Raw genomic sequence first — 6,793 nt, 5'->3', positions numbered from 1 at the left:
CCAGGATCGCCCGTGCCGCCCTGGTAAAGCTGCCAGCTCACGCCGGCGCGCTCAAGGCGCTCGGGGTAGGTGGTCCAGCCGTAGCCGTTCTTCTTCGGCCGCTCCTCGATGCCCGGGCCATTGCCGCGCGAACCCAGGCGATTGCGCGGATCGGCGGTGCCGGAGAACAGGTACATGCGGTTGATCGCGGTGTCCGACATCGCCGAGGCGAAGTTGGCGTCGCAGATGGTGAAGGCATGGGCCAGCGCGTGGTGGTAGGCCACTTCGTCCGGGCGCAGGTAGCCCATGGTCAGCGGGTCCTGTTTCTGCGTCACCCAGCTGTCGTAGTGCCCCTGGTTCCAGGCCAGGTGACCGCTGCTCCAGCCATGGTCGGTGCCGGGCAGATGCTCGCCATGGCGGCGCGGGTCCATCGGGAAAGGCCACACGTGCGTCGTATCGGCCGCCATGCCGCGCGGCTTGTAGAGTTTGCTGCGGATGCTTGCCGCGGGCTGGCGCCACACGGGGCTCCCATCGGGAAAAAGCAGCGGGCGCGGATCGCCAAAGCCACGTACGCCGCGCATCAACCCGAAGTAGTGATCGAAGGAGCGGTTCTCCTGCATCAGGATCACCACGTGGCGCACATCCAGGATACTGCCGGTGGTGCGCCGGGCGGGGATGGCCAGGGCACGTGCGATGGCCGGTGGCAGCATGGCCGCTGCCGCGGCTGCGGCCGACGCCGATAGGAACCGGCGGCGGCCGTGGTCGGTCACGCGAGTTTTTCCAGTATCTGGCGATGCAGCTCCGGGGTGGCGGCTGCCACCACGCGGCCGCTGCCCTCCATGCCGAGCGCCTCGCCGTGCCAACCGGTGATCACGCCGCCGGCGCCCTCGATCACGGGCGCCAGCGAAAGGTAGTCATAGGGTTGCAACTGCGCCTCGACCACGGCATCGAGGTGGCCGGAGGCCAGCATCGCGTAGCTATAGCAATCGCCTCCAAAACGGCGTGTCTGCGCCGCCGCGGTGACGCGCTCGAAGGCCGCGCGCTCGTCCTGGGTAAATATGTCCGGCGACGTGCAATACACGGTGGCGTCGGCCAGCTCGCGGCAATCGCGCGCGTGCACGGGCCGGCCGTTGTAGAGCGTGGCCTGGCCAGGTGCACCGGTCCAGCGTTCGTCCAGGAAGGGAATGTCCACCAGCCCCAGTACCGGCTTGCCGCGGTGGAGCAGGGCAATCAGCGTCCCCCACAGCGGCCAGCCGGAAATGAAGCTGCGCGTGCCGTCGATCGGATCCACCACCCAAACGTGCTCGGCGTCCAGATGGGCGCGGCCGTGTTCCTCGCCCAGGATGCCGTGGTCGGGGAAGACCCTGGCGATCTCACGCCGGATCATCGTCTCGATGCTGCGGTCGATGGCCGTCACCGGGCTGTCGTCGGCTTTATGCTGTACGTGCAGGTCACGCCGGAAGGCTGAGAGAGAGATCTCGCGGGCGAGGTCGGCCAGGTGGCCGGCGAAGGCGGCCATGCCCGGCGCCGTCGCGGCATCCGAGGCGGCGCCTTGGCGAAGATTTGACATCGATGGGTGCTCCGGGGGGCTTTTTCCCTTGCCAGCAGTCATGATGACATCCGGGCGCGGGGTTTGCCAGATGTTCGCCTAATTTTGGCAATAGTCCACAAATTGCCACATTGGCGTGTTACAAATCCACTACGGCCACGGCGCCGTCCTGGGCAGGTCTTCGATGGGCATCCGCGGCACGATCACTGGCGTTTTCTTCCTTTGCCTGCTGGCGCCGGCCACGCTACGCGCCCAAGCGCTCACCGTCTACTCGGCCCTCGAGGAAGACGAGATAGCCGCCTATCTGGAAGGCGCGCACAAGGCACTGCCTGGCCTCACCATCCATGTGATGCGCCTGTCCACTGGCGACCTCGCTGCGCGCCTGCTGGCCGAGTCCGCGGCCCCCCGCAATGACGTGGTCTGGGGCCAGGCCGTGTCGAGCCTGCTCGATCCCCGACTGGCAGGGCTGCTGGCTCCCCTTTCCTCGCCGCGCATCGATGCCATGCCGGCGCGATACCGCGATGCCACCTGGTATGCGCCCACGGGTTACGTCACCGCGTTCTGCGTCAACACCGAGGCATTGGCATCGCGCCATCTGCCGATGCCCAGGACATGGCAGGACCTGGCAAAGCCGGTATACCGCGGCGAGGTGGTGATGCCCGATGCGGCTTCCTCGGGCGTGGGTTTTATGCAGGTGTCGGCGATCACCCAGGTGATGGGCGATCGCGGCTGGACGCTGTTGGGACAGATCGGCCGGAACGTGGCGCAGTACACGCCGTCGGGCTCGAGTCCGTGCAAGCTTGCCCGTACCGGGGAATATGCCATCGGCGTGTCGCTGGCGTTCGTGGCCCTGCAGTCGATCGATGCCGGCTACCCGGTGGCCATGGTGGTGCCATCGGATATCGTCGGCTACGAACTGGAAGGCTCGGCGATCATGAAGGCATCGAAGAACAAAGCCGCGGCCACGCGCTTCCTCGACTACCTTGCCTCGCCCGACGCCGCGCGCATCTATGCCCGCTTCAAGACCATCGTGACGGTACCGGGCAGTAAACCCGATGCGCGCCAGGTGCAGATGGGCCTTCCCGCCGACCTCGATGCGCGGTTGGCGCCGGTGGACTTCCGCATTGCCGCGCGCGAGCGCTCGGCCATCATCGCGCGCTTCAAGGCACTGGAGGATCACTGAGCATGGACGCCGTCCACGCCGATGCCGCGCGGCTTTCCGTCGACTCCCTGGGTAAGTCGTTCGACGGCGTAGCGGTGTTGCACGATATTTCCCTGCAGGCGCAGGCGGGTGAATTCATCTGCCTGCTAGGGCCGAGCGGTTGTGGAAAGACCACCTTGCTGCGCATCATCGCAGGCCTTGAGGAGCCTTCCGCAGGCTCCGTGCGATTGGGCGGGCGTGACCTTGCCGGCGTGCCGGCGCGCGAGCGCGGTTTCGGCATCGTGTTCCAGTCGTATTCCCTGTTCCCATACATGACGGTGGCGCAGAATGTCGGTTATGGCATGCGCATCCGCGGCGCCAGCGGGCATGCGGTGTCCAGCCGCGTGGACGAACTGCTTGGCATGACCGGCATGGCAGGCCATGCAGGCCGTTTGCCCTGGCAGTTGTCCGGTGGCCAGCAGCAGCGCGTGGCCATGGCGCGCGCGCTGGCGGTGAACCCGGCGGTACTGCTGCTGGACGAGCCGTTCTCGGCGCTCGATGCCCGTGTGCGCGTGCAGTTGCGCGGCGAAGTGCATGCCCTGCAGCGGCGCCTGCGCATACCCACGATCATGGTGACCCACGACCAGGAAGAAGCGCTGGTGCTGGCCGACCGCGTGGCCTGCATGAACGAGGGCCGCATCGAGCAGGTCGGCACGCCGCGGGAGATCTACGCGCGACCGCGCACGCGGTTCGTCGCCAGCTTCATTGGCGCGGCCACCTTGCTCGATACCACCTTCGTGCGCAAACACGCACCGGCGTTGCTCGAGGGCCGGCCCAGTGGCGCGGAGACTGCCTTCGAGGCCTGCGTGCGGCCCGAAGACGTTCGCCTGGACGTGGACCCCGCAGGCGATGCGCGCGTCGCGGATGTGCAATTCCTGGGTTCCGTGGCGCGGGTCACGGCACAGTGGCACGGCAAGGTATTGCTTGCCGACATGCATCCGTCGCGCACGCCGGCGCCTGGCGAGACCACCAGCGTCTGGCTGGATCCATCGCGCAGCGTGTGGGTGGCGGCATGAATACAGCCGCCTGGTCGCAGGTTCCCGTGCGGCGCGAGGGTGCCTGGCGGGCGGTATTCGCCGCATTGGCCGCGCTGCCGTTATTGGGGTTGTTGGTGTTCGTTGCATGGCCGCTTGTGTTGATCGTGCTACGTAGCGTCACCGGTGACGACCGTGCATGGACGTTTGCCCGCTACGCCTCGCTGCTTGCGTCACCGCGGATACTGCAAGCGGGATGGCACAGCCTGGTGATGGGCGCCACGGTGACGGCCATCAGTGTGTCGACGGGGTTCGCCGTGGCCTTCGCGCTGCACCGCTCGCGCCTGCGGGGCAAGGCGATGATGCGCTTTGCCCTGCTGCTGCCGATCCTTTCGCCGTCGCTGGTGCAGGCCCTGGGCATCATTTTCCTGTTGGGTCGTGCCGGGCTGGTACACCAGATGACCGGCTGGAATATCGATCTCTACGGCTTCTGGGGGCTCGTTTTCGCCAATGCTTGCTACGGCCTGCCGCAGGTCGTGCTGATCGTCTCCTCAAGCCTTGCGCGCACCGACCGCCGCTACTACGACGGTGCAGAGGTACTGGGTGCCTCGCGCTGGCGCCAGTTCCTGGACATCACCCTGCCGCAATGCCGCTACGCGCTGGTGGCCGCGGCCTTCGTGGTGTTCACGGTCACCGTGACCGATTTCGGCAATGCCATCGTCATCGGTGGGCGCTACCGGGTGCTGGCCACGGAGATCTATGCCGCGGTGGCGGGGCAACTGGACTTCGGGCTGGGCGCGGCGATCGGCACGGTACTGCTGCTGCCGGCGGTGCTGTCGATCGCCGTCGAACGCATCGTTGCGCGGCGTAGCGGGCGCGTTGCCGATGGCGCGATGGTGGTGCAGGCACCGCGCAATGTTGCCCGTGACATTGGGCTGGGCGTGGTCGCCTTCGTGGCCCTGGCTCCCATTGTTGCTACCACGGCTATCGTGGTCTATGCGAGCTTTGCCCGCCTTTGGCCTTATAAGCTTGGCGTTACCCTGGCCAATTACCACGTGAACCTCGCCGACGGTTTCGCACCCATCGTGACTTCGCTCGAGGTGTCGCTGCTCGCAGCGCTGGTGGGCACGGCGCTGCTGTTCAGCCTGGCGCTGGCCCAGCGACGCATGCGTGGACCACTCGCGGCCATGAGCAGTTTCCTGGCGCTGCTGCCGGCAGCCATTCCGGGCCTGGTACTGGGCATTGGCTACCTGGTGGCCTTCAACGACGGGCCGTTGTCCGGCTGGTTGTATGGCTCGATCGCGATCCTCGTGGCGTGCAACTTCTACCATTACCACGCGCAAGGGTATCTTGCGATGGTAGCTGGCCTGCGCAACGTTCCCCAGGCGCTGGAAGAAGTGGCCCAATGCCTTGGCGCAGGTACCGCCCGCCGGATCGGCGAGGTGGTGTTGCCGTATGCAGCACCCACCATGGCATCTGTGTTCTTCTTTCTTTTCATGCGCTCGATGGTGACCTTGTCGGGCGTGGTGTTCCTGGTGACGCCGGCGCTGAACCTGGCAGCCGTGGCGGTGATGCAGTTGGACATGAATGGTTCGGTGTCGCAGGCGGCGGCGTACGCCACTTGCGTGATGGTGGTGACGGGCCTGGCGGTGGCGGCGATGCGCCTGGCCGCGGCACGCGCCTCGATGATGGTCAAAAGGAGTCGACATGTGGCATGAAGATCGCTATCGCCTGATCCGAGGCATGCTGAAGGTCAACGGGCATGTTTCGGTTGAACGTATCGTGGCGGAACTGGACGTATCGCGCGAAACCGTCCGCCGTGACCTGGTGGAACTGGAAGCGTTGGGCGACATCCGCCGCGTACACGGCGGTGCGGTGCTGGTGGAAGAGGGCGAGCCTCCGATCGATGTGCGAGCGGAAACCCGCGTGCGGGAGAAGCGCGCGATCGCGCGCAAGGTGGCCACCCTGGTCGAACACGGCCAGACTCTTTTCATGGATGCAGGCAGCACGACATCCTTGATCGCCGAGGCACTGTCCGCGCACATGGGCCTGACGGTGATCACCAACTCCGTGGATGCGGCCAGGCGCCTGGCTGGCTCCGGAGACGCGCCGGGCCGCAATCGAGTGCATTTGCTCGGCGGTGAGTTCGGCGCCGCGGTAGGCCATACCTATGGAGCGGCCTGCGTGGCCGAGATATCACGCTTCCAGCCGGACCTGGCCATCCTGTCGCCTGTCGGCGTGGATGCCACCACCGGGGCGACCAGCTTCCTTGGTGAGGAAGCCGAGGTCGCCCGCGCCATGGCCACGCACGCGAAACAAGTACTGGTAGCAGCCGACTACGCCAAGATCGGCGTGCGTAGCCGCATCGGCTACTGCACGCCGAAGGATATCGACGTGCTGGTGACCAACCGCCGCGCCGGCAAGGCCGCGGGCATGGCTGCCGTGGCAAAACTGGTGGGGAGCGTGGAACTGGCATGAGCCTGCGCACCGCCATCGCCGGGCGCATGCATGTCTTCGATGGCTTGCGTATGGTGCTGGCCAGGGCCAGCCCGTTGCGATCGGGCGACGTGCTGGCTGGCGTGGCGGCGGAGGATGAGCAGGAACGCATGGCCGCGCGCATCGTGCTGGCCGACGTGCCGCTGGCACGCTTCCTTGACGAAGTCTTCGTTCCTTACGAGGACGACGAAGTCACGCGGTTGATCATCGATGGGCACGACAGCGTTGCCTTTGCGCCGGTGTCGCACCTGACGGTCGGCGAATTTCGCGAGTGGCTGCTCCAGGCCGATGGCGCGGCACTCACCGCGGTGGCGGCGGGACTTACCCCCGAGATGGTTGCCGCGGCGAGCAAGCTGATGCGCAACCAGGAATTGATCCAGGTGGCCAGCCGTCGCCGCGTGGTCACTGCGTTTCGCAACACGCTGGGCCTGCCCGGCCACATGTCCACGCGCCTGCAGCCGAACCATCCCACCGACAGCATCGCCGGCATCGCCGCCTCGATGATCGATGGCCTGATGTACGGCAGTGGCGACGCGGTGATCGGCATCAATCCGGCAGGCGATTCGCTTTCCACCGTCATCGAGCATGACCAGC

General features: G+C 66.5%; 7 protein-coding genes. 5 read left to right on the top strand and 2 right to left on the bottom strand.

Features of this window, described 5'->3' with window-relative positions:
* Together VK519_RS04755 and hisN are read right to left on the bottom strand one after the other, a co-directional pair.
* On the bottom strand, positions 1 to 749 hold a 749-nt coding region (locus tag VK519_RS04755), incomplete at its 3' end, for an alkaline phosphatase family protein (RefSeq protein ID WP_324347985.1).
* Complete coding sequence (gene hisN / locus VK519_RS04750; RefSeq protein ID WP_324347984.1) at positions 746 to 1,549, bottom strand: histidinol-phosphatase; 804 nt, start codon at positions 1,547 to 1,549, stop codon at positions 746 to 748. The genes hisN and VK519_RS04755, both read right to left, overlap by 4 nt.
* A gap of 115 nt (positions 1,550 to 1,664) precedes the next feature.
* Here hisN and VK519_RS04745 point away from each other — a divergent pair, with 115 nt between their 5' ends.
* The 5 genes from VK519_RS04745 to eutB form a co-directional block, all read left to right on the top strand.
* Positions 1,665 to 2,711, top strand: coding sequence for an ABC transporter substrate-binding protein (locus VK519_RS04745; protein ID WP_324347983.1), 1,047 nt, complete (start codon positions 1,665 to 1,667; stop codon positions 2,709 to 2,711).
* A gap of 2 nt (positions 2,712 to 2,713) precedes the next feature.
* Complete coding sequence (locus VK519_RS04740) at positions 2,714 to 3,745, top strand: ABC transporter ATP-binding protein (protein WP_324347982.1); 1,032 nt, start codon at positions 2,714 to 2,716, stop codon at positions 3,743 to 3,745.
* Complete coding sequence (locus VK519_RS04735; protein WP_324347981.1) at positions 3,742 to 5,421, top strand: ABC transporter permease subunit; 1,680 nt, start codon at positions 3,742 to 3,744, stop codon at positions 5,419 to 5,421. The genes VK519_RS04740 and VK519_RS04735 overlap by 4 nt, the downstream gene beginning before the upstream one ends.
* Entirely contained in the window at positions 5,411 to 6,181 is a 771-nt protein-coding gene (locus tag VK519_RS04730; protein ID WP_324347980.1) for a DeoR/GlpR family DNA-binding transcription regulator, read from the top strand. The genes VK519_RS04735 and VK519_RS04730 overlap by 11 nt, the downstream gene beginning before the upstream one ends.
* The coding region (eutB, locus tag VK519_RS04725; RefSeq protein WP_324347979.1) for an ethanolamine ammonia-lyase subunit EutB at positions 6,178 to 6,793 on the top strand (616 nt) is incomplete at its 3' end. The genes VK519_RS04730 and eutB, both read left to right, overlap by 4 nt.

Source organism: Pinirhizobacter sp., assembly GCF_035317885.1.
Lineage (GTDB): Bacteria > Pseudomonadota > Gammaproteobacteria > Xanthomonadales > Rhodanobacteraceae > Pinirhizobacter.
Note: the sequence above shows the minus strand (reverse complement) of the source record. Positions and strands in the feature narration are given on the sequence as shown.